This is a genomic window from Blastococcus sp. SYSU DS1021 (assembly GCF_054050995.1).
Window position 1 is genome coordinate 88,743 of sequence record NZ_JBJHAL010000012.1, and the last position, 22,994, is coordinate 111,736.

Annotated in this window: 24 protein-coding genes; 11 read left to right on the forward strand and 13 right to left on the reverse strand. The window is 75.0% G+C overall.

The genetic code is table 11. The features are described from left to right. Positions 1–35: 35 nt before the first annotated feature. On the forward strand, positions 36–650 hold the full coding sequence (locus tag ACI8AP_RS11190) for a QsdR family transcriptional regulator (protein WP_456589414.1): 615 nt from the start codon (positions 36–38) through the stop codon (positions 648–650). Between the two features lie 25 nt (positions 651–675). On the opposite strand, the gene ACI8AP_RS11195 is transcribed toward ACI8AP_RS11190, so the two are convergent. After that, positions 676–2,142 carry a hypothetical protein gene (locus ACI8AP_RS11195; protein WP_456589415.1) on the reverse strand — a complete coding sequence of 489 codons (1,467 nt, stop codon included), beginning with the start codon at positions 2,140–2,142 and terminating at the stop codon, positions 676–678. Between the two features lie 157 nt (positions 2,143–2,299). On the opposite strand from ACI8AP_RS11195, the gene ACI8AP_RS11200 reads away from it, so the two are divergent. Beyond that, positions 2,300–2,512 (forward strand): DUF4177 domain-containing protein, encoded by a 213-nt coding sequence (locus ACI8AP_RS11200; protein WP_456589416.1) that lies wholly within the window; start codon positions 2,300–2,302, stop codon positions 2,510–2,512. Beyond that, on the forward strand, positions 2,509–3,063 hold the full coding sequence (locus ACI8AP_RS11205) for a DUF4334 domain-containing protein (protein WP_456589417.1): 555 nt from the start codon (positions 2,509–2,511) through the stop codon (positions 3,061–3,063). The genes ACI8AP_RS11200 and ACI8AP_RS11205 overlap by 4 nt, the downstream gene beginning before the upstream one ends. Here ACI8AP_RS11205 and ACI8AP_RS11210 read toward each other — a convergent pair. The 5 genes from ACI8AP_RS11210 to ACI8AP_RS11230 are packed head-to-tail and all read right to left on the reverse strand — an operon-like array spanning position 3,047 to position 7,011. Then, entirely contained in the window at positions 3,047–3,460 is a 414-nt protein-coding gene (locus ACI8AP_RS11210) for an arsenate reductase ArsC (RefSeq protein ID WP_456589418.1), read from the reverse strand. The two genes, ACI8AP_RS11205 and ACI8AP_RS11210, sit on opposite strands and share 17 nt — an antisense overlap. Before the next feature lie 23 nt (positions 3,461–3,483). Further along, positions 3,484–4,902 (reverse strand): FAD-dependent oxidoreductase, encoded by a 1,419-nt coding sequence (locus ACI8AP_RS11215; RefSeq protein WP_456589419.1) that lies wholly within the window; start codon positions 4,900–4,902, stop codon positions 3,484–3,486. Beyond that, the gene (locus ACI8AP_RS11220; RefSeq protein ID WP_456589420.1) at positions 4,899–5,549 is read right to left on the reverse strand and encodes an arsenate-mycothiol transferase ArsC; all 651 of its coding nucleotides are present in this window, start codon (positions 5,547–5,549) and stop codon (positions 4,899–4,901) included. Before ACI8AP_RS11220 ends, ACI8AP_RS11215 begins: the two co-directional genes overlap by 4 nt. After that, positions 5,546–6,676: an ACR3 family arsenite efflux transporter gene (gene arsB / locus ACI8AP_RS11225; protein ID WP_456589421.1), complete on the reverse strand. Its 1,131-nt coding sequence runs from the start codon at positions 6,674–6,676 to the stop codon at positions 5,546–5,548. Before arsB ends, ACI8AP_RS11220 begins: the two co-directional genes overlap by 4 nt. After that, positions 6,673–7,011: a metalloregulator ArsR/SmtB family transcription factor gene (locus ACI8AP_RS11230; protein ID WP_456589422.1), complete on the reverse strand. Its 339-nt coding sequence runs from the start codon at positions 7,009–7,011 to the stop codon at positions 6,673–6,675. The genes arsB and ACI8AP_RS11230 overlap by 4 nt, the downstream gene beginning before the upstream one ends. A gap of 132 nt (positions 7,012–7,143) precedes the next feature. On the opposite strand from ACI8AP_RS11230, the gene ACI8AP_RS11235 reads away from it, so the two are divergent. Both ACI8AP_RS11235 and ACI8AP_RS11240 read left to right on the forward strand, forming a co-directional pair. After that, positions 7,144–7,626, forward strand: a complete 483-nt coding sequence (locus tag ACI8AP_RS11235; protein ID WP_456589423.1) for an ArsI/CadI family heavy metal resistance metalloenzyme — start codon at positions 7,144–7,146, stop codon at positions 7,624–7,626. Between the two features lie 80 nt (positions 7,627–7,706). After that, positions 7,707–8,663, forward strand: a complete 957-nt coding sequence (locus ACI8AP_RS11240; protein WP_456589424.1) for a hypothetical protein — start codon at positions 7,707–7,709, stop codon at positions 8,661–8,663. Between the two features lie 64 nt (positions 8,664–8,727). Here the strand turns inward: ACI8AP_RS11240 and ACI8AP_RS11245 are convergent, their stop codons facing one another. From ACI8AP_RS11245 to ACI8AP_RS11255, 3 genes are all read right to left on the reverse strand, one after another. Next, entirely contained in the window at positions 8,728–9,270 is a 543-nt protein-coding gene (locus ACI8AP_RS11245; RefSeq protein WP_456589425.1) for a DinB family protein, read from the reverse strand. 91 nt (positions 9,271–9,361) lie between these two features. Further along, the gene (locus ACI8AP_RS11250; RefSeq protein ID WP_456589426.1) at positions 9,362–10,366 is read right to left on the reverse strand and encodes a YihY/virulence factor BrkB family protein; all 1,005 of its coding nucleotides are present in this window, start codon (positions 10,364–10,366) and stop codon (positions 9,362–9,364) included. Next, positions 10,359–10,988, reverse strand: coding sequence for a CAP domain-containing protein (locus ACI8AP_RS11255; protein WP_456589427.1), 630 nt, complete (start codon positions 10,986–10,988; stop codon positions 10,359–10,361). The genes ACI8AP_RS11250 and ACI8AP_RS11255 overlap by 8 nt, the downstream gene beginning before the upstream one ends. Before the next feature lie 75 nt (positions 10,989–11,063). Here ACI8AP_RS11255 and ACI8AP_RS11260 point away from each other — a divergent pair, with 75 nt between their 5' ends. Further along, complete coding sequence (locus tag ACI8AP_RS11260; protein WP_456589428.1) at positions 11,064–11,870, forward strand: SDR family oxidoreductase; 807 nt, start codon at positions 11,064–11,066, stop codon at positions 11,868–11,870. Positions 11,871–11,888: 18 nt separating this feature from the next. Here ACI8AP_RS11260 and ACI8AP_RS11265 read toward each other — a convergent pair whose 3' ends face one another. Beyond that, positions 11,889–12,818, reverse strand: a complete 930-nt coding sequence (locus tag ACI8AP_RS11265) for a GGDEF domain-containing protein (protein WP_456589429.1) — start codon at positions 12,816–12,818, stop codon at positions 11,889–11,891. Positions 12,819–13,042: 224 nt separating this feature from the next. On the opposite strand from ACI8AP_RS11265, the gene ACI8AP_RS11270 reads away from it, so the two are divergent. From ACI8AP_RS11270 to ACI8AP_RS11280, 3 genes are read left to right on the forward strand one after another with little or no spacing between them, the layout of a single operon-like run. After that, a complete protein-coding gene (locus ACI8AP_RS11270) occupies positions 13,043–14,170 on the forward strand; it encodes a carboxylate-amine ligase (RefSeq protein WP_456589430.1) in 1,128 nt (375 codons plus the stop codon). Beyond that, positions 14,163–15,458: an erythromycin esterase family protein gene (locus tag ACI8AP_RS11275; protein WP_456589431.1), complete on the forward strand. Its 1,296-nt coding sequence runs from the start codon at positions 14,163–14,165 to the stop codon at positions 15,456–15,458. Before ACI8AP_RS11270 ends, ACI8AP_RS11275 begins: the two co-directional genes overlap by 8 nt. Then, positions 15,455–16,132, forward strand: a complete 678-nt coding sequence (locus tag ACI8AP_RS11280) for an alpha/beta hydrolase (RefSeq protein WP_456589432.1) — start codon at positions 15,455–15,457, stop codon at positions 16,130–16,132. The genes ACI8AP_RS11275 and ACI8AP_RS11280 overlap by 4 nt, the downstream gene beginning before the upstream one ends. A gap of 10 nt (positions 16,133–16,142) precedes the next feature. Here the strand turns inward: ACI8AP_RS11280 and ACI8AP_RS11285 are convergent, their stop codons facing one another. Then, positions 16,143–17,465 (reverse strand): DUF2254 domain-containing protein, encoded by a 1,323-nt coding sequence (locus tag ACI8AP_RS11285; protein ID WP_456589433.1) that lies wholly within the window; start codon positions 17,463–17,465, stop codon positions 16,143–16,145. A 71-nt stretch (positions 17,466–17,536) separates the two neighbouring features. Next, positions 17,537–18,964 carry an NAD(P)/FAD-dependent oxidoreductase gene (locus ACI8AP_RS11290; RefSeq protein WP_456589434.1) on the reverse strand — a complete coding sequence of 476 codons (1,428 nt, stop codon included), beginning with the start codon at positions 18,962–18,964 and terminating at the stop codon, positions 17,537–17,539. 130 nt (positions 18,965–19,094) lie between these two features. Between ACI8AP_RS11290 and ACI8AP_RS11295 the strand changes: the two genes are divergently transcribed. Then, the gene (locus ACI8AP_RS11295) at positions 19,095–19,715 is read left to right on the forward strand and encodes an alpha/beta fold hydrolase (protein ID WP_456589449.1); all 621 of its coding nucleotides are present in this window, start codon (positions 19,095–19,097) and stop codon (positions 19,713–19,715) included. Positions 19,716–19,943: 228 nt separating this feature from the next. Here the strand turns inward: ACI8AP_RS11295 and ACI8AP_RS11300 are convergent, their stop codons facing one another. Beyond that, positions 19,944–21,362 carry a xylulokinase gene (locus ACI8AP_RS11300; protein ID WP_456589435.1) on the reverse strand — a complete coding sequence of 473 codons (1,419 nt, stop codon included), beginning with the start codon at positions 21,360–21,362 and terminating at the stop codon, positions 19,944–19,946. A 229-nt stretch (positions 21,363–21,591) separates the two neighbouring features. On the opposite strand from ACI8AP_RS11300, the gene ACI8AP_RS11305 reads away from it, so the two are divergent. Then, positions 21,592–22,875: an ROK family transcriptional regulator gene (locus tag ACI8AP_RS11305; RefSeq protein WP_456589436.1), complete on the forward strand. Its 1,284-nt coding sequence runs from the start codon at positions 21,592–21,594 to the stop codon at positions 22,873–22,875. Positions 22,876–22,994 lie beyond the last annotated feature (119 nt).

Genomic DNA, 22,994 nt, shown 5'->3' on the forward strand with positions numbered 1-22,994 from the left:
GGGACCGCACGCCCGGCTCTGGGACCATTCCGACCGTGGACCGGACCGGGAACCGTCCCGCGCGCACGCGGGTGGACGCGGCCACGGTGATCGCGCTGGCGGCCCGGTGGATCCACTCCGGGCGGCGCATCGACATGGGTGCGCTGGGCGAGGAGATCGGGGTCTCCCGGATGACCCTGCACCGGCACGTCGGCAGCCGCGAGCGACTGGTCGGCGAGGCGGTCTGGTACCTCGCCGAGCGCGGCTGGCAGGCGTGCACGGCCGCGGAGGACGCGCGGCGCACGCCGGGGGACCCGGAGCTCCGCAGCGCGCGGGTCATCCGGGCGTTCAACGCCGGGGTCGTCGGCAGCACCGGCATCCGCACCTTCATCGACAGCGAGCCGGAGTTGGCGTTGCGGGTGCTCACCGATCCCGCGGGGCCGGTGGAGCCCCGCGCGGTGCGGGTCGCGGTGGAGCTGATCGAGAGCGACGAGCGGGCCGGCCGGCTGCGGCCGATCATCGACCGGGAGAGCCTGGCCTACGCCCTGGTCAAGCTGGCCGAGGCGTTCCTCTACGCCGATCTGGTCGCCGGCCGTCCGGTCGCCGTCGAGGCGGCCGACCGCGTGCAGACGGCGCTGTTGGAGGCCGGCTGGGTGCGGCCCGGCGGTTGAGCGCCACCGGGCCGCACCCGTCAGGTCAGCGACGCCCGAAGGCGTAGTCGTCCTGGACCGAGTCGCGGAGCTGCACCGAGATGCGGTCGTTCACCGACGGGAAGCCGGGAACCGTGATCACCTCGGGCTCCCCGCCGCCGCGCGGCCGCACCTCGATGCGGATCGGGCGCAGCCCGCGCGGGCTCGCCGGCAGGTAGGCGTCGACCGCGTTGAGGAACGTGAGCGTGTTGAACGGGAACAGGTCGCCCTTGCTCAGGTCGGTGGCCTGGTCCGGCGCGGTGTACCCGGTCGGCGTCCGCGTGCCGACGTCGGTGAGGAAGAGGGCGTTCACCTCACCGACCCGCCCGAACGTGCCCTCGGTGCTGCTCCGCGGCGTGGTGGCGGGGGTGGTCACGTCCAGCGGGCCGGTGCGGTCGCCGATCACGTCGACGGTGATCTCGTCGGAGTCCGCACCCTGGTCACCCCAGATCTCCCGCGCCCGGATCAGGGCCAGGTTGGTGTGCTCCTCGCTCTTGGGCACGAAGGCCTCGAGGCCCTCGCCGGCGATGCCGCTGTTGAGGCGGACGAAGTGGTCGGACCGGGCGAACGGCGACTGGTAGAAGTGGTGGACCGAGCCGTCGGGCCGGTGGAGCGCGAACTCGTAGCTGTGCCGGCCGTACAGGTCCAGCGGGCCGAAGGACCCGTCACCGGTGATCGGGATCGTCGCCACCGGGTGGGCGGAGGTGTGCCGGCCGGTCCGCGTGCTCACCCGCCACACCTCGAGGGTGGCGCCCTCGAAGCCGAGGTTCTGCGGGAACAGCACGGCGCGTCCGGCGACGGTGACCTCGGCGGGCGGCTCCGGCACGACGTCGGTGGTCGCGGGCGCCGAGCCGGTGAAGAATTCGTAGACGGCGGCGAAGGTCCGCGCCGACGAGGCGGCCTCGGTGTGGCCCTGGTCGGGGTTGTAGAGGTTCGCCACCGCGCCTTCGATCACGCCGACGCTGCCGCGGCGGGGCTCGGGCGGGGAGTACCACTCACCCCAGACCGCCAGCGTCGGGACGCCGCCGGGCGGCGTCTCGGCGCTGCGCCCGTCCAGGTTGGCGTACTTGGCGACCTTCGCCGCCTGCGCCGGCTCGGCCAGGTACGCGTGGCTCACCGTGGTGCCGCGGGAGTGCGCGGCGAGCAGCACCTGCTCGGCGCCGGTCTGCGCCAGCACGGCGTCCAGGAAGGGGTCGAGCTCCGCGATCGCCTGCGTGTTGTCGCTGCCGCTGGTGTCGTACTCGTAGGCGAACAGCAGCTCCTGGGGGTAGCCGTTGCTGGTGAACCGCTGGAACTGCGTCTGCCACTGGGCGGCCGAGCCGCTGTTGCCGTGCACGAACACGACCGGCAGGGGTTCGGCCGACGTCTCGTCGGGGTCGGCAGCCGCCGTTCCGGGGACGGCGGTGATCATCAGGGCGCCCAGCAGGACGGCGGCCCAGCGGCTGCGCCGTGGATGTCTCGGTGTGGTCCTCACGCGTGCTCCTCCCGGCGCCGGCGGCGCCCCGCGCGGACGTTACACACGGGTGATCCGTATCACTAGAGCCGTTGCAGCTCGCCCGGCTCGACGCCGGCGGGGGAGCGCGGCAGGCTGGCGGGCGACCGGCCGGACCAGGCGAGAGGACGGGTGACCCGTGGCTGCAGCGCGCTACGAGTACAAGGTCGAGGAGATCCGCGAGGGCCTCATCGGCGGCAAGATGAGCGGCGGCAAGCTGGAGAAGGTGCTCAACCAGCACGCCCGGGAGGGATGGCAGCTCAAGGCGATCACCTCGGTGGAGGTCAAGGGCCGCATCGGCCCGGGTGGGGTCGACGGCGTGCTGGTCACCTTCGAGCGCCCGGTGGGGTGACACTGCGGTTCACCAGCCCGGACGCGTGGGTCCGCGATGCCCAGCGGGACGGTGTCTCCCGGGCAGAAGCGCAGTCGTCCTTCGACTGGTTCGAGCCGCAGCCGGTCGAGGAGATGCTCGGCCGGTGGCGGGGCAGCGAGCTGCCCACGGGCTCCCCGCTGGACGGGCTGCTGGCGGCCTACGGCTGGTGGGGCAAGGAGTTCCTCGACACCGAGACGGTGCACCCGCTGCTGTTCGGGACGGCGGCGGGGCCGCGGCCGGTCGACCCCGCGCTGATCCCGGTCGGCGTGCTCCGCGCCGCCCCGCGGCTGGCTCACTCGCGGGCTGCCCGGGCCGCGTTCACCGCCGTCCGGCCGCTGCTGACCACCTCCCGGCCGAAGGCGCGGCTGCGGATGGTCGAGCACCGCGGCGTCGTCTCCGCCGCGATGGTCTACGACCGCCTGCCGATCATCGACGTCTTCAAGCGGGTGAGCAGCCGCACGGTCCTCGGGATGATGGACCTGCGCGGCCTGCCCGATCCGTTCTTCTTCGTGCTCAGGCGGGAGCGCTGACCCCCAGCTCGGCGAGCAGCCCGCGGATGCGCCGCTCGATCTCGTCGCGGATCGGCCGCACCGACTCCACGCCCTTGCCCGCCGGGTCCTCCAGCGCCCAGTCCAGGTAACGCTTGCCCGGGAAGATCGGGCAGGCGTCGCCGCACCCCATCGTGATGACCACGTCGGAGGCCTCGACGGCCTCGGTGGTGAGCACCTTGGGTCGCTGGTCGGAGATGTCGATGCCGACCTCGGCCATCGCCTCGACCGCCGCCGGGTTCACCTGGTCGCCGGGCAGCGAGCCGGCCGACCGCACCTCGACGCCGTCGCCGGCCAGGTGCCGCAGCCAGCCGGCGGCCATCTGGGAGCGGCCGGCGTTGTGCACGCAGACGAACAGCACGCTGGGGCGGTCACTCACGGGGTTCTCCTCTGTCACGGGGCTCATTCGGCCATCGCCGCGGGCAGGGCGGTGACGGTGGGCGGGCGGTGCTCCCTGCTCCACGCCTGGGCGGCCATCTGCACAGCGTCCCAGGGCGACCCGAGCGGTGGGGTGTAGGTCAGGTCGAGGTCGGCCAGGCCGTCCACGGTCATGGCGTGGAACAGGGCGGTGGCGTAGACGTCGGCGCGCTTGGCGACCTCGCTGCCCAGCCGGCCGACCAGTTGCGCGCCCAGCAGCCGGCCGGTGTCGGCGTCGCCGGTCACGCGGATCGTGATCGGCCGGGCGCCGGGGTAGTAGGCCTTGTGGTCGTCCGGGCTGGTCGCGGTGGTGACCGGACGGAAGCCCGCGGCGGCAGCCTCGTGCTCGAGCAGACCGGTGCGGGCGGCCACCAGGTCGAAGACCTTGACCACCTGGGTGCCGACGCTGCCGGCGAAGCGGGCGTGCCCGCCGACGGCGTTGGCGCCGGCGACGCGGCCCTGCTTGTGCGCGGTGGTGCCGAGCGGGAGGTAGGTGACGCCCAGCAGGCGGTGGTGGGTGACCACGCAGTCGCCTGCCGCCCAGACGTGCGGCAGGCCGGTGGCCATGGTCTCGTCGACGACGACCGCGCCGCCGGCCCCTGTGGTCGCTCCCGCGCCGACCAGCAGGTCCACCGACGGGCGCACGCCGGCGACGACCACCACCAGGTCGAAAAGGCGCTCCAGCGGACCCCTCGACGTGAGCGCGCTGACCCGGGAGCCGTCGGCACGGGCCAGCCCCGTGACGGTGGTCCCGGTGAGCACCTGCACCCCGTGCCGGGTCATCTCCGCCCGGACCAGCGCACCCAGCTCGGCGTCGACGGTGGGGAGCACCTCCGCGGACCGCTGGACCACCGTGGTGGCGATGCCCCGGGCGACGAGCGCTTCGGACATCTCCACACCGATGTAGCCGGCGCCGACGACGAGCGCCGAGCGCACCGGGCGGCCGGTGAGGGTGGCCATCAGGCCGTGGGTGTCGTCCATGGTGTGCACCACGTGCACGCCGTCGGCCGGTCCGAGCCCGTCGGTGCCGCCGAGACCGCTGATGGCCGGGAGCGCCGGACGTGCACCGGTGCCCACGACCAGTTCGTCGTAGGCCAGCAGCTCCGTGGCCCCGCTCGCGTCGGTCACCGAGACGCGCCGGCCGGCGACGTCGATGCCGGTGGCGCGGGTGCCGACCCGCAGGGCCAGCCCGGCCGCCTCCAGGTCGGCGGAGGTCCGGTGGGCCAGCGACCGCCAGTCCGGTACCTCGCCCGAGACGTGGTAGGGGATCCCGCAGATGGAGAAGTTGGGGTATGCGTCGGCCACCACGACGGTGACCTCGGCCCCCGGGTCGAGCTCGCGGGCGCGCAGCCCGGCGGAGATCCCCGCGTCGCTGCCGCCGACGACGACCAGGCGGCGGCTCATGCGCCCAGTTCGGCGAGGAGTCCTCGCACCCGGTTCTCGATGTCGGCCGCGATGGAGCCCACCGTGGCGGGGTCCTGGCCGGCCGGGTCACGCACCTCCCAGTCCAGGTACCGCTTGCCCGGGTAGACGGGGCAGGCGTCGCCGCAGCCCATGGTGATCACCACGTCGGCGGCCTGGACGACGTCGTCGGTCAGCGGCTTGGGGAAGGCGTCGGTCACCGTCATGCCGCGCGCGGCGAGCACCTCGAGGACCACGGGATCCACCGTGTCGGCGGGCATGGAGCCGGCGGAGCGCACGTGTACCCGGCCCTGCGACAGGTGCTCGACCATCGCGGCGGCCATCTGGGAGCGGCCGGCGTTCTGCACGCAGACGAAGAGGACCTCGGGGGTCTCCTTCGCCAGCGCCCCCTTGGCCTGCGCCAGCGCGGTGAGTCGCTCGGTGGCGAACCGGCAGGTGAGCACGGGCAGGTGGCTCGTGACGTTCGCGGTGCGCCCGAGAGCGGCGTAGGACTCGAAGACCATCCGCTCGACGGTCTCCGGGCCGACCATCCCCGCGAAGCGCGCGGACAGGTCCTCCACGTGGCGCCGCAGCACCACGTTCGGGTCCAGCAGCCCGGGGACGCCGGTGGGCCGGTCGGTCCGGGTCATCGGGATGCTCCTCGGTCGAGTCGGGCCGGGACGGTCGGGTCCCCCGGGAACCAGCGCCGGGCGGCCCAGAGGGACACGTAGACGAGGGCGACCAGGACGGGCACCTCGATCAGCGGGCCGACGACGCCGGCGAGCGCCTGCCCGCTGGTGACGCCGAAGGTGCCGATGGCCACGGCGATGGCCAGCTCGAAGTTGTTGCCGGCGGCGGTGAAGGCCAGCGTGGCCGTCTTGGCGTAACCGAGCCGCAGCCGCATGCCGAGCAGGAAGGACCCACCGAACATCAGCACGAAGTAGGCGAGCAGCGGCAGTGCGATGCGGGCGACGTCCCAGGGGCTGGAGGTGATCGCGTCGCCCTGCAGCGCGAAGAGCATGACGATCGTGAACAGCAGCCCGTAGAGGGCGACCGGGCCGATGCGCGGGAGGAAGCGGCTCTCGTACCAGGCCCGGCCCTTGCGGCGCTCGCCCAGGGTGCGGGTCAGGAACCCGGCCAGCAACGGGATGCCGAGGAACACCAGGACCGAGACGACGATCGCCCAGAAGCTGAACTCCGCGGAGGTGGTGGTCAGCCCGAGCCAGCCGGGCAGGACCTGCAGGTAGAACCAGCCCAGCAGGGCGAAGGCGAGGATCTGGAAGACCGAGTTGATCGCGACCAGCACCGCGCCGGCCTCGCGGTCGCCGCAGGACAGGTCGTTCCAGATCAGGACCATCGCGATGCAGCGGGCGAGGCCGACGATGATCAGCCCGGTCCGGTACTCGGGCAGGTCGGGCAGCAGCAGCCAGGCGAGGGCGAACATCAGTGCCGGGCCGACCAGCCAGTTGAGCACCAGGCTGGCGACCAGCAGCTTCCGGTCGCCGGTCACCCGGTCGAGCTCGGAGTACCGGACCTTGGCCAGCACCGGGTACATCATCAGCAGCAGCCCGATGGCGATCGGCAGGCTCACGTCGCCGACCTCGACCGCGCTCAGCGCGTCGTCGAGGCCGGGGACCCAGCGGCCCAGCGCCAGCCCGAGCGCCATCGCGGCGATGATCCAGACGGGCAGGAAGCGGTCGAGGGTGGAGAGCTTCTGCAGGACCGGCGCGTCGGCGGGGGCGTCGGGCCGGGCGGTCTCCCGGACGGCGTCGCTCATGCCGGCACCGCCGTGCGGAACAGGCTGGCGACCGCGTCGAGCGCGGCCGGGCGGACGGCGTAGTACACCCACACCCCGCGCTTCTCCCGGTCGAGCAGCCCGGCGGAGTGGAGCACCTTGAGGTGGTGGCTGATCGTCGCCTGGGTCAGCTCGAAGGCGTCGTTGAGGTCGCAGACGCAGGCCTCCCCGCTCGCACTGGAGGCGATCAGGCTGACCAGGCGCAGGCGCACCGGGTCGGCCAGCGCCTTGAGCAGCGGGGCGACCTGCTCGGCCTGCTCCGCGGACATCGCCGTACCGGACAGCGGCGTGCAGCACGCCAGGCCGGGCTCGCTCATCGAAAAACTCCTCGCGTCGGACGTCGACCGCCATCGTAACGATGCCCATCGTATTGACAAGCATCGATACCTGATGTTCATTCTGCGACAGACATCGATGTTCGTCGATGCCTTGTCTCCCGAGGAGGAACCATGTCCCGCGTGCAGCTCGCCCTCCGCGTCGCCGACCTCGACGCCGCGGTCGACTTCTACTCCCGGCTCTTCGACACCGCCCCGGCCAAGCGGCGGCCCGGTTACGCGAACTTCGCCGTCGCCGAGCCGCCGCTGAAGCTGGTGCTGCTCGAGGGCGTGCCGGGGGAGCCCACCCGCATGGACCACCTGGGTGTGGAGGTCGCCTCCACCGACGAGGTCACCGCGGCCACCGACCGGCTGGCCGACGCCGGCCTGGCGACCCGGCCGGAGGCGGACACCACCTGCTGCTACGCCGTCCAGGACAAGGTCTGGGTGACCGGGCCCGGCGGCGAGCCGTGGGAGGTCTACACCGTGAAGGCGGACGCGCGCCCCGACCTGGAGGGGCAGACGGCCGCCGAGCTCTCCGCCGTCAGCGGGGACGGCGCCTGCTGCCGGACGGAGGACTCCGACAGCGACGCCCGGCTCGCCGCGGCCTGCTGCTGAGCGTCCCGCGGCCACGAATGCTACGAACTCGTGGTGATCAGGTGCCGATCACCACGAGTTCGTAGCACTGGGGGAGGGGCGTGGAGTTCGACGAGGTGGCCGACGAGCTGTACGAGGCCGCCCCCGGGGAGTTCGTCGCCCTGCGCACGGAGCGCCAGCGCGAGGCCAGGGCCGCGGGGGACAAGGCGCTGGCCAAGGAGATCGCGGCGCTGCCCAAGCCGTCGACCGCCGCCTGGGTCTGCAACCTGCTCGTCCGCGCCCACCGCGAGGAGATCGAGGGCCTGGTCGAGCTGGGCGACCTGCTCCGCGGGGCCCAGGAGAACCTGGCCGGGGACGAGCTCCGGGCGCTGAACACCCAGCGCGGCCAGTTGCTGAACGCGCTCACCCGGCAGGCCGCCGCCCTCGCCCGCGAGCGTGGCCACCCGGTGAGCGCGTCGGTGTCCGGTCAGGTGGAGGAGACCCTGCGCGCGGCCATGGCGGATCCGGACGCCGGGGCGGCACTGCTCACCGGCCGGCTGACCGGAGCGATGTCCTACAGCGGGCTGGGGACCGTCGCACCGCGTCCGGCGCTGCGGCTGGTCCGGTCGTCGGGGTCCCCGACCCGTCCGGCGAGGAACGCGGCGGCGCGGACGGCGGGGGAGGAGAGGCCGACCGGCCCCACCGCTGCCGAGCGCCGGGAGCGGGAGCGGGAGGAACGCCGCCGGGCCGAGGAGGAGAAGCGCCGCCGGGAGCTGGCCCGTGCCCGGGCCGCCGCGGAGGAGGCCACCGCGGCCGCCGAGGAGGCAGCCGCCGCTGCCGCGGAGCAGCGCCGCGAGGTGGAGCAGCTCGAGCAGCGACGCGGTGCCCTGCAGGCGCGCGTCGAGGAGCTGGCCGACGAGCTCGCCGAGGCCGAGCGGGCCGCCGGCGAGGCCGCCGCCGTCCTCAAGCGGGCGCAGCGCCGGCAGAACGCCGCCCAGCGCGAAGCCGAGGACGCGGCGGAACTGCGGGATCGCGCCGTCGCCCACGCCGAGGAGCTCGCGGGCGACGGGCCGGGCTGAACCGGCCTGTCGCCCGTGGCGCGGCGGAGGCCGAGGCGCCGGCGGACCGGCCGGACGAGGAGCCTCAGCCCATCGTCTTCTGCCCGTCCAGGGACTCCCGCAGGATGTCGGCGTGGCCGGCGTGCTGGGCGGTCTCGGCCACGATGTGCAGGAAGACGCGGCGGGCCGAGCGGTGCGCCCCCGGCTCGAACCACGGGGCCTCCGGCAGCGGGTGGGACGCGTCGAGGTCCGGCAGCGTGCGCACCAGCTCGTCGGTGCGCCGGGCGACCTCCGCGTACCGCGCCAGCACGCCGTCGAGGGTCTCCTCCGGGAGCAGGCGGAACTCCTGCGCCCACGCATCGCGGCGCGTTGCGTCGGCCGGGGCGGCCATCGCCTCGGTGCCCTCGACCACGAACCGTGCCCACGCCGCCTCGGTGGCGGCGACGTGCTTGATCAGGCCACCCAGTGTCAGCTCGCTGGCCGTGGGCCGCTGCCGTGCCTGCTCGTCGGTGAGCCCGTGGACGGTGAAACGGAGGAAGTGCCGGTGGGTGGAGAGGGTCTCGAGCAGATCGGCCCGTTCGGCGGGGAGGGCCGCCGTGCCGCCGGGGGTGGGGGTGCCGCTGGTCATGGCCGTCCGCCTTCCGCCGGGCCGGTGGGGTCACCCGGGACGCTAGGCCGCGGCTACGACCGTTCCGCGGCGCCGAGGAACCGAGGCGGCCTCACCGCCGCGCCGGCTCCCGGTCACCGGTGCCGGCCCGGTCCGCGGTCCGGGAACCGACCGCGTCCGCTGCCCGGTCCCCGGCCTGGTCCGTGGCGCGGGAACTGGCTCGGTCGCCGAGGTGGTCCCCGGCTCGGTCCCGGGCGTCGTCCGGCCCCGGGTCCCGGGGACGGCGGGCGTGCACCCGGCGGGCCATGACGCGGTACCCGGCGATCAGCGCGGCGTTGCCGAGCAGCAGCCAGAGCCCGAGCAGCACCGCCGTCGCCAGCGCCGTCGCCCCGTAGCGCGCGGTGAAGTCGGCGTACTCGAGGTAGACGAGGTAGCCGCCGGTAGTGGCGGCGACCAGGCAGGTCGCGGTCGCGGCGCCGACGACGACGTCGCTGATCCGCGTCTCCCACAGGCGGAACAGTGCGTAGACGAGCCCGATGAGCACGCCGAGCAGCGCCAGCGACCCCAGACCCATCGCGATGCGCACCGCCGTCCCCGACCCGAGCAGCCGCGGCACCAGGTACAGCGCCGCGAGCCCCGAGAACACCGCCACCGGCAGCACGGCGATGATCGCCAGCGCCAGCAGCCGGCCCTTCCAGCCGCGCATCCGCTGCTCCGACCGCGGCGCCACCTCGCTCAACGCCCGGGCGAGGGCGGCGCCGTAGGTGGTCGCCGGCCAGACCGCCGCCACCGCCGCCACCGGCCCGGTCTCGGCGGCGACGTCGATCAGCGCGCGCAGCACGTCGGCGACCGGCAGCTGGTCGGGCGCCTGGGCGTCCACCTCGGTGCCGAGGTCCTGCAGCGCGGACTGGTCGACCACCAGGCCCGCTCCCCAGAAGCCCAGCAGCACCATCGGCGGCAGCGAGACCATCGCGTAGAACGCGAGGCTGGAGCTGGTGGTGAGGAACTCCGGGCTGCGCAGCCAGGCGAGGAAGCGCCGGGCCGGCTCGGGCACCCGCCGGTAGCCCTCGCCCAGCCGCCGCCGCAGCCGGCGGACCCGCTCCCGCGCCTCAACCACAGCTGGGGCCGTCCTCCTCGGGCCGGGCGATCGGCTCCTCCGGCGGCGTCTCCCGGCTGACCTCGGGGCGGTCGGAGCCGACCGTGCGCCCGAACTGCTGGGTCCCCCAGACCGAGCCGTCGGGGGCGCAGTGGAAGCCGATGCCGATGCGGTCCCAGCCCGGGTTGAGCACGTTGACCCGGTGGCCGTCGGAGCGCATCCACCCGACGTGCGCCGTCCCGGCGGGCACCGGCGCCGATGCGGTGAACACGTTCTCCCCGATCCCGGCGTAGCCGTCCAGCTCCTCCAGATCGAGCACCTCGCGCATGTCCTGGTGCTCGATCTGGTCGTTCTCGGCCATCTGCTCGCTCCACTCGCGCGCGACGGTCGCCAGCTCCTCGTCCCACTCCAGCGGCGGCAGGTCCCGCGCCGCCCGCTCGTCGTTCACCCGGTCCAGGACGTCCCGGGCCATCCGGTCCTCCACGTCGCCGTCCTCGGCCGACGGTGGCTCGTCGGGTTCGGGCGCGGAGCCGGTGCCGGTGCCGGGCGACGACGTGTCCACGACCACGCAGCCGGTGGTGGTGAGCAGGACGGCGGCGAACGCGAGCAGGAGCCGGGCGAGCAGGGATCGGGTGGCGTCCATGCTCCACCCCTACCCAGCGGGGGGCCGGGACCCATCGCGCTGCGGGCCTGTTCCGGGATCGTTAGCGTCGCTGCCATGACCGCAGGCAGCGGGCGGGTCGCGCTCGTCACGGGATCGGAGTCCGGCATCGGGCGCGCCGTCGCGGTGGCCCTGGCCGAGCAGGGCTGCGACGTGGGCATCACCTGGTACCGCGACCGCGAGGCCGGCGAGGCGACCGCCGAGCAGGTGCGCGCACGGGGCCGGCGGGCCGAGGTCCGCCACCTGGACCTGACCCGGCTGCCCGGCGCCGCCGACGTCGTCGACGAGCTGGCCGATGCCCTCGGCGGCCTCGACGTGCTGGTCAACGATGCGGGCACCGGTCACATGACGCCGCTGCTGGACCTGGAGTTCGACACCTGGCGCGAGGTGCTGGCCACCGACCTCGACGGTGCGTTCCTCTGCCTCCAGCGCGCCGCGCGCCGGATGGTCGCGGCCGGGGGCGGCGGGCGGATCGTGAACGTCACCAGCGTGCACGAGCACGCCCCCCGGGTCGGTGCGGCCGGCTACTGCGCGGCCAAGGGCGGGCTCGGGCTGCTCACGAAGGTGGCCGCCCTCGAGCTGGCGGAGCACGGCATCACCGTGAACTCCGTCGCGCCGGGCGAGATCGCCACCCCCATGACCGGCCAGGGGGACGAGGACCCCACCGCTCCCGGCCACGAGCGGCCCGGTGTGCCGCTGCGCCGCCCGGGGGACGCCCGCGAGGTGGCGGCCGTCATCGCCTTCCTCGCCTCGCCGGCCGCCGGCTACGTCACCGGGGCGTCCTGGGCCGTCGACGGCGGGATGCTGCAGATGGGCCCGATGGCGGGGTCGCACCTCCAGGCCGACGACTGGCGCCGCGGCTGACGCCGGCCCGCACGCCGGTCACCCGGTGCGGCCGCTGCGCTTCTTCCGGTAGAGCTGCTCGTCGGCGCGGGCGAGCACGGCGGTCACGTCGTCGCCGGGACGGGCCTGCGCGACCCCGGCCGTCCACGTGGCGGGATGCGTGCGGTCGAGCTGCTCCAGCAGCTCCCGCGTCGCCTCCTCGTCGGTCGCCGGCAGGCAGAGCACGAACTCGTCGCCCCCGTAGCGGCCCAGCAGGTCCGCGCGGCGCAGCCGGCCGCTCCAGCTGGCGGTGAGGTCGCGCAGGAGTTCGTCGCCGGCGCGGTGGCCGTCCCGGTCGTTGACCCCCTTGAAGTCGTCGAGGTCCAGGATCGCGAAGCTGAGCGGTTCCCCGGTGCGCGCCGCACGCGACAGGTGCCCGGCGGCCTGCTCCTCCCACGCGCGGCGGTTGGCGACGCCGGTGAGCGGGTCGGTGCCCGCGGCACGGCGCAGCTGCCGCGCCAGCCGCCCCTGCACCTCGGTCAGCACGGCGACCGACGCCACGACCGGCAGCCAGGCGGGCAGGAAGCCCGACGGGGCCGCGGCCCAGGCACCGACGCTGCCCGAGAGGATGACCAGGCCGGCGTGCACCCGGGCGGCGGGCAGCGGCAGGAAGTGCGCGGCGTACAGCCCGATGCCGATCATCGCCGGGCCCAGGCCGACCACACCGACGGCCGTGGCCGACCGCCAGGCGAGCACCCCGAGGAGCACCGACAGCAGGGCCACCGCGCCGTGCAGGGCCCACGGGCGCGCCCGGACCCCGGCGACGCCGAGCCCGGCGCCGGCGCCCAGCCCGACGGCGCCCAGCACCTGCAGCAGGCCCACGGGGGTGGCGTCGTCCATCGGCGCGGCAGCGCCCACCCAGCACAGCGCACCGCTGACGGCGTAGACCACCGCCAGGAGCGCCGCGGGCATCCGTCGTCCGGTCTGCACCGCGCCTCCTCCCCGTTGCGGTCCATCCTCGCTGGTCACCGGGCCGCCGGGGACGCCGGGCGATCGGATACCACCACTCCGGGTGGGGCCCGGGGCGTGGGCGCCTCGGGTGCAGCCGGGCCGGCCCGGCCGTACGGTGGCCCTGCGGCTGGGCAAGCAGCCGACCCCAGGCCCGGGCGCCCGGCAGCGCCGGACGTCCCGGCCGCGGCCCCGCAGGAGCGCGCGTGGAGTCCTCCGGTCGCCCCCCGGGCGTCGTGGGCGCCACGGTGGGGGTGGAGGAGGAGTTTCACCTCGTCGACCCGCAGACCTACCGGCTGGCACAGAGCCCGGGGCTCGCCGCGGCGGCGGTGCGCCACGAGTTCGGGGAGCGGGTCCACCCGGAGATCAGCACGACGCAGCTGGAGACGGCCACCGGCGTGTGCCGTTCGCTGGACGAGGTGCGCGCCGAGCTCGCCGGCACCCGTGCGCAGGCGCGCGCCGCCGCGGCGGGGGCCGGGGTGGCGCTGCTGCCGGCCTCGACGCACCCCGCGGCGGGCTGGCAGGAGCAGGTGATCACCCCGGGGCCCCGCTACGAGGCGATGGTCGAGCGCTGGGCAGGCCTCGCGCAGCGGCAGGACATCTGCGGCTGCCACGTGCACGTGGGCGTGCCCGACCTGGACACGGCGGTGGCCGTGCTCGACCGGGTCCGCCCCTACCTGCCCGTGCTGCTGGCCATGACCGGCAGCTCGCCGTTGCACGACGGCGCCGACACCGGCTACGAGAGCTACCGGACGCTGCTGTGGGGGCGGTGGCCGCACGCCGGGATCCCGGAGGCGCTCGGCTCCGCCGACCGGTTCCGGGCGGTCGTGACCGGGCTGGTCGACGCCGGCGTGATCGGCGACGCGTCGCACCTGTACTGGGACGTCCGGCCGTCGTCGCACCTGCCCACGCTGGAGTTCCGGCTGGCCGACGTGTGCACCGACCTGGACGACGCCGTGCTGCACGCCGCGCTGGTCCGCTCGCTCGTCCGGGTGCTCGCCGAGCGGGCGCAGCGCGGTGAGGCGGTGCCCGCGGTGCGCACCGAGCTGCTGCGTGCCGCTCGCTGGCGGGCCGCGCGCGACGGCATCGGCGGGCAGCTGTTCGACCCGGTCGCCGGCGTCCTGGTCGACGCCCGCGCCGCCGTCGAGGCACTCCTCGCCGAGCTCGCCGACGACCTCGCCGACCGCGGCGACGAGGCCGAGGTCCGCGACCTGGTGCAGCGGCTGTTCCGCCGGGGTACCTCCGCAGCTCGGCAACGGTCCGTCTGGCGGCGCACCGGTGACCTGCGCGAGGTCGCCGCCGCCGTCGTGCGCGAAGGGAGACCCGATGGCTGACCGACTCGGCGAGCAGATCCGCGACCTGGCCCGCCCGCTGCGCACGGCGGCCGACCTCGACCCGCTCCTCGACCGCGTCGGCGACGCGCGGATCGTGGCGATCGGCGAGGCCAGCCACGGCACCCACGAGTACTACGCCTGGCGGGCGGCCCTCACCCGGCGGCTGGTCGAGGAGCACGGTTTCGGCCTGGTCGCCGTCGAGGGGGACTGGCCCGACTGCTACCGGGTCAACCGCAGCGTCCGGCTGCGGGAGGACGCCGACGCCGATCCGCGCGACGCGCTCGACGCCTTCTCCCGGTGGCCCACGTGGATGTGGGCCAACGACGACGTCGTGGACTTCTGCCGCTGGCTGCGCGAGCACAACGCGGGCCTGCCGGAGGACGCGCGCGTCGGCTTCTACGGCATCGACGTCTACAGCCTGTGGGAGTCCATGCACGCGCTGGTCGGCTGGCTGGCCGAGCACGAGCCCCAGCACGTCGACCAGGCCAAGCAGGCGCTGGCCTGCTTCGAGCCCTTCGGCGAGGACGGTGCCGAGTACGCCTTCGCCAGCCGGTTCACCCCCTCCTCCTGCGAGCAGGCCGCGGTCGACCTCCTGCGGTCGCTGTGCGAGGAGCGCGGCCGTGCGGAGTCCGGGGCCGACGCCGAGGCGCGGTTCTCCGCCGAGCAGAACGCCGCGGTGGTGGTCGATGCCGAGCGCTACTACCGGGCCATGATCCGCGGGTCGGCCGAGTCGTGGAACGTCCGCGACGTGCACATGGTCGACACCCTCGACCGGCTCCTCGCGCACACCGGCCGCAAGGTGGTCGTGTGGGAGCACAACACCCACATCGGGGACGCCCGGGCGACCGACATGGCCGCCGCCGGGATGACGAACGTCGGTCAGCTCCTGCGCGAGCGGCACGGCGCCGACGACGTCGTCCTCGTCGGCTTCGGCGGGTACCGCGGCGGGGTGGTCGCCGGCCGGGAGTGGGGCGCGCAGATGGAGCGGATGGCGGTCCCGCCGGCGCGGTCGGGCAGCCTCGAGGCGCGGTTGCACGACGCCCTGGGCGAGGACGCGCTGTTCGTCTTCCCGCGCGGCGACCAGCCCGAGTGGCTGCGCCGGCGGCTGGACCACCGCGCCATCGGCGTCGTGTACCGGTCCTCGCGGGAGAAGTGGGGGAACTACGTGGCCACCGTGCTGGGCGAGCGCTACGACGCCTTCCTCTACCTCGACGACACCACGCCGCTGCAGCCGCTGCACCTGGAGCGGGCCGAGGAGCACGTGCCCGTCGCGGCGTTCGACGCATGACCGGGGCGGGGCACGCCGCGGGCCGCCTCGGCAGCCGGCCGGTCGTGGCACCCACGGGGGAGCCGTGGCCGCCCGGGGTGCACGCGCTCGACCTGGGAGGCGGCGCGGAGGTGTTGCTGGCCGTCCCGGCGGGCGAGCCGGCACCGCGCCCGCTGCTGGTCTTCTTCCACGGCGCCGGAGGCGAGCCCGCGCAGAGCCTGGCGGCGGTCGGTGCCGCTGCCGGCGCGCGCGGGGTGCTGGTGCTGGCGCCGCGGTCCGGCGCCCCCACCTGGGACCTCGTCGCCGGCCGGCTCGGCCGGGACGTCGCGGTGCTGGACGCGGCGCTGGCGCAGGTGACCGACCGGGTGCCGGTCACCCGGTGCGCGGTGGGCGGGTTCTCCGACGGCGCCTCCTACGCGCTGTCGATCGGGCCGGCCAACGGGGACCTGTTCGACGCGGTCCTCGCGTTCTCGCCGGGCTTCGCGCACCCGCCGGCGCGCGTCGGCCGACCACGGCTGTGGATCACCCACGGCACGGAGGACCGGGTGCTGCCGGTCGCGCGGTGCGGCCGGCGCCTGGCGGCCGGCTTCCGCGACGCGGGCGAGGACCTCACCTACGTGGAGTTCGACGGCGGGCACGTGGTCCGGCCCGAGGGCGTGGCCGCGGCGCTGGAGTGGTGGCTGGGCCGGGTCTGACCCCCGCCGCTCACATCGAGCGGGTCTCGCCGGCGCGGTCGGCGAACGCGTCGACGGTCCGCCCCTCGAGGGCAGCGGTGACCTGCTCGCGGTGCAGCTCGACGGTCGCGGTGTCCGTCGGGCTCCAGTCCGGCGAGAGTTCCCCGGCGACCAGGTCGGCGGCCCGGGCGACCTCCGCCCGCTGCTCGCCGTCCCGGCAGGCGACGGCCACGTCGCGGAGCATCCGCAGCAGGGCGGTGATCAGCGTGGGCTCGTTCCCGCCGAAGCGCGCCACCTGACCGCAGGCGAGATCGAGGTAGTACCGCAGGTCCCGGTCGGGGACGATCGCCCGGCCGGTGCCGTCCTCGTCCTCGTGCAGCGTGGGCCCGAGGTGCCGGCCGGTGAGCCGGACCAGCAGATCGCCCATGTGGCCGATCGCCGTCGCGGCGGTGACCGGGTCGTTCACGCTCGGGGACATGGCCTTCACGGCGATGTCCTCCAGCTGGCGGAACCCGAAGCCGGCGTCCTGGTCGATGGTCCGCTCGTTGTTGAGCACCACGGCGGCCCGGACGGCGTCGTCGAGCTCCTCGGACGCGCCCCACACCGTGCCCAGGGGCGTGCCCATCGTGACCTGGTCGCCCGGCCGGACCTCGACGCGGACGACGGTGTCGTGCGCCCGGGCGGCATCGACCAGCGTCCCGGTGTCCACCACCTCCACGAAGCCGCTGCCGGCCGCGGGAACCAGCCGTCCCTCGGCCGTCTCCAGGTCGATCTCGTCGGGCGACCGCTGCCCGTGGTCGGCGTACGGGCCGTAGAACGTCTCGATCGCCCGCCGGGCGTCGTTGTGGACGCGCGTCATCATCGTGTCGACGCGGAGCATGCGGACCATGTGGCTGATGAAGGCCAGCAGGGCACCGACGCAGGCGATCCCGAGCAGCGCGGCGGCCAGGCAGACGAGCGTGGGCACCGGCTGGTCCTGGTTGATCCCGCGCAGCCCGGTGATCGCGAAGACGAACGTCGCGGTCAGCACCGACAGGACCCGCTTGGTGACCGGGTCGCGGGTGAAGTCGCGCAGCAGTCGGGGGGAGAACTGCTGCGAGGCCAGCTGCAGCGCCACGATCGTGATGCTGAAGGTCAGGGTGGTGATGGTGACCGCAGCCGTCGCCACCAGTTGGAGCAGCGTGCCGGCGGCGCTGGTGTCGGCCGGCCACAGCGCCGCGAGGACGCCGCCGCGGGGCTCCACCATGCCCAGGGCCCAGCCCGCGGCGGCCGCGGTGACCCCGGCGATCGCCGGCCACAGCCACAGGGGTGTCTGCGAGCGGGCTGCACTTGCCTGACCTCGTCGTCCTGCCACGAGGGGGCCGCTACCCTCCCCGACCCGGATATGCACCGGCCGGGGGAGGGATCACCCGGCCGGTGTACCGGTCAGGCGGAGTCCCGCTGCGTGGCGTCCTCACCGGCCGGGTCGACGTCCTTGGGCCCGCCGGTCTTGGAGACCTCCCACCGCGGGCCCAGCTGCTCCAGGGCGAGCCGGCCGTAGACCTGCTGCTGGGTGGCCACCCGCTCGGAGCGGCCGCGGCCGAGGAAGCTGACCATCCAGTGCAGCACCGTGGTGAGGCGGCTCTTGAAGCCGACGATGTACATCAGGTGCACCACCAGCCACAGCACCCAGGCGATGAAGCCGCTGAACTTGAACTTCCCGATGTCGGCGACGGCCGAGAACCGCGAGATGGTGGCCATCGACCCCTTGTCGAAGTACTTGAACGGCTCCTGCGGCTTCTTGCCGGTCGCCCGCCGCTCGATCGCCTCGGCGGCGTAGCGGCCGCCCTGGATGGCGACCTGGGCGACGCCGGGCAGCTTGCCCAGCGCCATCATGTCGCCGACCACGTGGATTTCCGGGTGTCCCGGCAGCGTGAGATCGGGCTGGACGGAGATGCGGCCGGCGCGGTCGACCTCGGCGCCGGTCTGCTCGCCGAGCATGCGGCCCAGTTCGCTGGCCTGGACGCCGGCGGCCCAGATCTTGGTGGCCGCCTGGATGCGGCGGACCTGGCCGTCGGTGTCCTTGACCTCCAGGCCGTCGGCGTCGACACCGGTGACCATCGCGCCGAGCTGCACGTCGACGCCGATCTCGTTGAGCTGCCGCCGGGCGCGCTCGCCCAGCTTCTTGCCGAAGGAAGGCAGCACCGCCGGGGCGGCGTCGAGCAGGATGACCCGTGCGCCCGTGGGGTTGATGTTGCGGAAGTCGCGCCGCAGCGTGCGACGCGCCAGCTCGGCGATCTGCCCGGCCATCTCCACCCCGGTGGGGCCGGCGCCGACCACGACGAAGGTGAGCAGCCTGTCGACCTCGGCCGGGTCCTTGGCGATCTCGGCCAGCTCGAAGGCGCCGAAGATCCGGCCGCGGAGCTCGAGGGCGTCGTCGATGCTCTTCATGCCCGGCGCGAACTCGGCGAACTGGTCGTTGCCGAAGTACGACTGCCCGGCGCCCGCCGCGACGATCAGCTCGTCGTAGGGGTGGACCAGCTTCCGGCCGAGGATCTCCGACGTCACCGTGCGGGCGGCCACGTCGATGTCGGTGACCTCACCGAGGATGACGCGGGCGTTCTTCTGCCGGCGCAGGATCTCGCGGGTGGCCGGCGCGATCTCGCCCTCGGAGAGGATGCCGGTGGCCACCTGGTAGAGCAGCGGCTGGAAGAGGTGCTGGGCGGTCTTGCCGATCAGCGTGACGTCGACCGGTGCCTTCTTCAGCGCCTGAGCGGCGAAGAGACCCCCGAAGCCGGAGCCGATGATGACGACGCGCGGCCGGCCGCCGGGGGAGTCGATCGGGGCCTGCGCCTGCGCTGGTGATGTCGTCATGATGTTTCATCCTTCCACCTCGGCCCACGCCGGTCGTGAGCGCCCCGGGAGATGCGTGTCACGCCGCGGACCCCTCGGTCGGCTCGCGGGCCGGGCGCGGGGCCGGTAGACCATCCGGGTGCCACGATCGGTGTCGGTCCTTCTCGTTCCCGGTCTCGGGCTGGATGAACGTTCTGCCCGCAGGTTGCGGGCAGAAGTTCCCGTCGACGTCGTCGTCCTGCCGGGCATGGGCCGCGCCGCGGAGGTGCCGTCGGTCGACGACCTGGCGCGGCACCTGGTGGCGGCGCTGCCGGCGGGGCCCGTGGTCCTGGTCGGGCACTCCCAGAGCTGCCAGGTGGTGGCCGCGGCCGCGGGCGATCCCCGGGTCGCGGGGGTCGTGCTGTGCGGGCCGACCACCGATCCGCGGATGCGCCGGTTCCGGGTGCTGGCCGCCCGCTGGGTGCGCACGGCCCTCGCCGAGCCCTGGTGGCAGGTGCCGCTCATCGTCCGGCAGTGGTTGCACACCGGACCGCGCGCGATGGGGGCCCTGTGGCGGGTGGCCGCGCCCGACGGCATCGAGGGGCGCCTGGCCCGGGTCGCGGCGCCGGTCGTCGTCGTGCGCGGCGATAGGGACGCGCTCTGCCCCGCGGACTGGGCGGCACGGGTGGCGTCGGCCGCGCCGCGGGGCCGGCTGGTCGAGCTGCCGGGTGCGGCGCACATGACGGTGCAGACGCACCCGGCCCAGCTCGCCGCCCTGCTCCGCTCGTTCTGACCATCCCGCCTCGTCCGCGCCGTGCGGCAGCCGGACGCGCCGGACACCGCTGCCGCACCGCGTGGTCGCACCGCCACGAGCGGAGCGAGGTGTGGGAGTGACGTGCTGGAACGGCCACCCTTCAGGGACCCGCCACGAGCGGAGCGGATGGTGGGCGGTGACGCACTGGAACGGCCCCGTCCAGAGGCTCACCGCGAGCCTGCGAGCGGTGAGGAGGACGGGGTCCCTTTACTGGCCGTCGGTGCGGCCCCGCACCTCGGCGTAGCGCTCGCGGACGTGCGTGGCTGCCGGCGCGTCGAACTCCTGCAGCCCCGGTTGCGCCCACTCCGGCGGGGCGTCGGCGCCGGAGAGCACCCAGGCGGCCTGTCGCGCGGCACCGTCGGCGACGTACTCGCCGGGGGCCGGTACGAGGACGGGGCGGCCGAAGATGCCCGGGGCCAGCTGCTGCACGGCGGGTGAGCGGGCGGCGCCGCCGATCAGCAGCACCCGCTCGACCTCCACCCCTTGGGCGACGACCGCCTCGATGCCGTCGGCCAGGCCGCACAGCAGGCCCTCGATCGTCGCGCGGGCCCAGTGCGCCGGTGTGGAGGTGCGCAGGGTGAGGCCGTGCACCGAGCCGGTGGCGTCGGGCAGGTTCGGCGTCCGCTCGCCCTCCAGGTAGGGCACGAGCACGAGCCCGTCGGCGCCCGAGGGAGCCGAGAGCGCCAGCTCCGACAGGGTGGCGTGGTCGACGCCGAGCAGCGCGGCGGCGGCGTCGAGCACGCGGGCGGCGTTGAGCGTCGCCACCAGCGGGAGGTGGTTGCCGGTGGCGTCGGCGAATCCGGCGACGGTGCCGGTCACGTCGGCGACGGCCGTGGGGGTGACGGCCGAGACGACGCCGGAGGTGCCGATCGAGACGACGACGTCGCCCGGTCGCGCGGCCAGGCCCAGCGCGGCCGCGGCGTTGTCGCCCGTGCCGGGGCCGAGGACGCCGTGACCGCCGGCGAGGCTGCCCACCCGTTCGGCCGGCCCGGCCACGCGCGGAACCGCCGGGCGCCGCCCGCGCATGGCGCGCTCGAGCAGGTCGAGGCGGTACTCGCCGGTGCGGGCCGACCAGTACGCGGTGCCGCTGGCGTCGCCGCGGTCGGTGACCAGGGTGCCGAGGTCGCGGTCGGCCGAGAGCCGCCAGGTCAGCCAGTCGTGGGGGAGACAGACGGCGGCGGTGCGGTCGGCGTTGCCGGGTTCGGCGTCGGCCAGCCAGCGCAGCTTCGTCGCGGTGAACGACGCGACCGGCACCAGCCCCACGGCATCGGCCCACGCCTGGCGGCCGGCCTGCTCGTCGCCGTCGCCGAGCTCGCGGATCAGCTCCGCCGCCGCCGGGGCCGACCGCACGTCGTTCCACAGCAGCGCGTCGCGGACCACCTCGCCCCGTTCGTCGAGGCAGACCATGCCGTGCTGCTGCCCGCCGACGGCGAGCGCGGCGACGTCGTCGAGGCCGCCCGCCTCCGCGGCCGCGGCCCGGAACGCCTCCTCCCAGGCACGGGGGTCCACCTCGGTGCCGGGCGGGTGCGGCGCCCGCCCCGACCGGACCAGCTCGCCGGAGTCGGAGTCCCGGACGACGACCTTGCACGCCTGCGTCGAGGTGTCGACGCCCGCCACGAGCGTCATCGGACGTGCTCCCGTCCCGAGGCAGCGGGGAGGGGCAGGGGAGCGGGTGGCGGAGCGCACACGGCGGTCATGGGAAGGGGACCTTAGGCCGCCTCCGCCCGTCGCGCCCGGCGGAGGGTCCTGCCCCGGGCGCCCGGCGCGGCGGCGGTCCGTCTTGACCGCCCGACCGGCGGCCCCTAATTTGTTTGCTCAACCGACGAATGTCGGCGGCGACCCCGAGGAGGTGGACGTGGGCGAGGTTCCACCGCTGTACGACGGGTCCTCCGAACGGCGCGCTCCGGCCGACCAGGCGACGGTGCGCCGCACCAACCTGGGGCTGGTCCTGCGGCACCTCCGCGACCACGGCCCGCGCTCCCGCGCCCGCATCGCCCAGGAGACCGGCCTGAACAAGGCCACGGTGTCCAGCCTGGTGGCCGAGCTCGCCGACCGTCGCCTGGTCACCACCGGGGAGGTCGACCGCGCCGGTTCGGTGGGGCGCCCGGGGCTCACCGTGCACCTGGACGGCGCCTGCGTGTGCGGCATCGGCGTCGAGCTGAACGTCGACTACGCCGCCGCGCTCGTGCTCGACCTGCGGGGCGAGGTGCTCTTCGAGCAGCGGCTCGCGCTCGACCTCCCCGCGCTCGGCGCCGAACGCACCCTGGACGCGGTCGCCGGCCTGGTCTCCGACGCGGTCGCCGCGGCCGCGGCGCCCGGGGCCAGCCCGGCCGGCCTGTCCGTGGCGGTCGCCGGCCTGGTCCGCAGCCTCGACGGCGTCGTGACCCTGGCGCCGAACAAAGGCTGGCGCGACCTCGCCCTCCACGACGGGCTGCGCGCCCCCCTGGGCACCGACTTCCCGATCCGCGTCGAGAACGACGCCAACCTCTCGGCCATCGCCGAGTGGGCCATGGGCTCCGAGGCGCGGACCTCCGACCTGGTCTACCTGACCGGTGAGGTGGGTGTCGGCGGTGGCGTGATCGTCGGCGGCCGGCTGCTGCGCGGAGCCGGTGGGCTCTCCGGCGAGGTCGGGCACACCTCGCTCGGCGATCCGGACGCCGTCTGCGGCTGCGGGCGGCGCGGCTGCTGGGAGACCGTCGTCGGCCTGGCCGCCCTGCTGCGCGCGGCCGCCGATCCCGGTGACCCGGTGGCCGATCCGGGCCGTGACCTGGAGGCGCGGCTGGCGGAGGTCGCTGCCCGCGCCGAGGCCGGTGACGCCCGCACGCTCGCCGCGCTCCGGCAGGTCGGCACCTCCCTCGGGACCGGCGCCGCCGTGCTCATCAACCTCTTCAACCCCCGGGTGGTCATCCTCGGCGGGTACTTCGCGGTGCTGGGGGAGTACCTCATGGAGCCGCTGCTCACCGAGCTGGAGGCCCGTGTGCTCGGGCCCGGCGTCGCCGGTGCGCGCGTCGTCCTCTCCACCCTGGGGTTCACCGCGGCCGTCCGCGGGGGCGCGCACGTCGCCCTGGAGTCCGTCCTCGAGGACCCGACGCTGGTGCCGGTGCCCTCGCTCACGCCGACAGGCGCCGGGGCCCGATGACCGCCACCGGCCCCTCTTCCGCGGCCCACCCCACCACCGGCGACCAGCCGACCCCCTCGTCCGCCCCGGGCCGCGCGATCCAGCGTGTGCCGGAGGCCCTCGCGCGCAGTGCAGCCAAC

Bases quoted from the DNA above. Each gene is read 5' to 3' on its own strand.
- ACI8AP_RS11255 (WP_456589427.1), bottom strand. From the start codon at position 10,988: ATGGACGCCACCCGATCCCTGCTCGCCCGGCTCCTGCTCGCGTTCGCC.
- ACI8AP_RS11275 (WP_456589431.1), top strand. From the start codon at position 14,163: ATGGCTGACCGACTCGGCGAGCAGATCCGCGACCTGGCCCGCCCGCTG.
- ACI8AP_RS11230 (WP_456589422.1), bottom strand. From the start codon at position 7,011: ATGAGCGAGCCCGGCCTGGCGTGCTGCACGCCGCTGTCCGGTACGGCG.
- ACI8AP_RS11245 (WP_456589425.1), bottom strand. From the start codon at position 9,270: ATGACCAGCGGCACCCCCACCCCCGGCGGCACGGCGGCCCTCCCCGCC.
- ACI8AP_RS11290 (WP_456589434.1), bottom strand. From the start codon at position 18,964: ATGACGACATCACCAGCGCAGGCGCAGGCCCCGATCGACTCCCCCGGC.
- ACI8AP_RS11280 (WP_456589432.1), top strand. From the start codon at position 15,455: ATGACCGGGGCGGGGCACGCCGCGGGCCGCCTCGGCAGCCGGCCGGTC.
- ACI8AP_RS11220 (WP_456589420.1), bottom strand. From the start codon at position 5,549: ATGACCCGGACCGACCGGCCCACCGGCGTCCCCGGGCTGCTGGACCCG.
- ACI8AP_RS11235 (WP_456589423.1), top strand. From the start codon at position 7,144: ATGTCCCGCGTGCAGCTCGCCCTCCGCGTCGCCGACCTCGACGCCGCG.
- ACI8AP_RS11260 (WP_456589428.1), top strand. From the start codon at position 11,064: ATGACCGCAGGCAGCGGGCGGGTCGCGCTCGTCACGGGATCGGAGTCC.
- ACI8AP_RS11215 (WP_456589419.1), bottom strand. From the start codon at position 4,902: ATGAGCCGCCGCCTGGTCGTCGTCGGCGGCAGCGACGCGGGGATCTCC.
- arsB (WP_456589421.1), bottom strand. From the start codon at position 6,676: ATGAGCGACGCCGTCCGGGAGACCGCCCGGCCCGACGCCCCCGCCGAC.
- ACI8AP_RS11300 (WP_456589435.1), bottom strand. From the start codon at position 21,362: ATGACGCTCGTGGCGGGCGTCGACACCTCGACGCAGGCGTGCAAGGTC.